Source organism: Streptosporangium nondiastaticum (assembly GCF_003011965.1).
Taxonomy (GTDB): domain Bacteria; phylum Actinomycetota; class Actinomycetes; order Streptomycetales; family Streptomycetaceae; genus Streptomyces; species Streptomyces nondiastaticus.
Map to the genome: position 1 here is coordinate 1 of NZ_PXWG01000307.1, position 1,305 is coordinate 1,305.

Consider the following 1,305-nt stretch of genomic DNA (forward strand, 5'->3'; position numbering starts at 1 on the left):
GGTGCCCGGCGCGGCCCCGCCGGACCCGGCCGGGCCGCCGTCCGGCGGCTGCGGCTGCGCGGTCAGCACCTTCAGCCGGTCGGCCTGCGCCGGGTCCAGACAGCGCTCGGCCAGGCCCATCACCCCGCTGAAGCTCCACGGATAGCCGCCCGCGTCCCGGGCGGTGTCCAAGGCGTCCACGATCGCCCGGCCCAGCGGCTCCGCCCACGGCACCGCGCACACGCCCAGCAGCCGGAACGCGTCCGACAGACCGTGCGCCGAGACGAACTCCGCCACCCACTCCGCCCGCTCGTCCGCCGGCAGTGCCGTCAGCAGCTTCGCCGGGTCCCTCCACGACGTGCCCTCGGCCGCGGGCGGCTCCGACGCCGGCCCGAGCAGCGCCCGCGCCCACTCCGCGTCCCGCTGCCGGACCGCGGCCCGGCACCAGGCCGCGTGCAGCTCCGGCTGCCAGCCGTCGGTGACCGGCAGCGCCACGATCCCCGCCGGGCTCCGCCCGCCGAACCGCTCGCGCCACGCCGCCAGCGGGGCCGCCTCCACGATCTGGCTCAGCCACCACGAGCGCTCCCCCCGCCCGGACGGCGGCTTCACGACGACGCCGTCGCGCTGCATGTCCTTGTCGCACTCGTGCGGCGCCTCCACCGTGATCCGCGGGCCCTCGCCGACGTCCGTCATGTCCGTCGCGCCTGCCGCGCCCGTGCGGTCCAGAGACACGCAGCTGCGGGCCCGCTCCGCCATCCGGGCCGCGAGCGCCGAGCCCGGAAGCGCGGACAGCAGCTCCGCCGCGGTCGCCCGGACGTTGCGGCTGCGGTCGGACAGGATGCGCTCCAGGAACGGCTCGTCCGCCGCGGACAGCCCCTCGCGCAGCACGTCCAGGAACAACAGACGGTCCTCGGCCCGCTCCGCCGGCCACGCCCCCGCGAGCAGCTCGCGGGCCGCCGCCGGGTCGCGCCGCCGGAGGGAGGTGAGATGCGCGGCCCGCTCGGCGAACAGCCCCTCCTCCCATATGCGGGTGTCCTCGGGCCCCGCCGCGGCCCGGCCCGCGGCGGCCGGGCCGGCCCGCAGCGCGTACTTCCACTGCGGGTTGAGCCCGGCCAGCCACCTGGCCCGCGGGCCGCCGAGCACGAGCGCCTCCGGGCGCAGGTCGGTACGGGCCCTCGCCGCCTCCAGCAGGGCCGGCAGCAGCGCCGGAGGTGCCTGGTAGCCGTGCCGGTTGGCGGCTGCCAGCCACTGCGGCAGCAGCTCCGTGAGGTCCGGGGCCGCGCCGCGGCGGCCGCCGCCGGTGCTGCCGCGGTCGGCCAGCAGCCG

At 79.1% G+C, this 1,305-nt stretch carries 1 protein-coding gene; it reads right to left on the reverse strand.

Features of this window, described 5'->3' with window-relative positions; translation table 11 throughout:
• The coding region (locus B7P34_RS39570) for a DUF5691 domain-containing protein (protein WP_106682281.1) at positions 1 to 1,305 on the reverse strand (1,305 nt) is incomplete at both ends.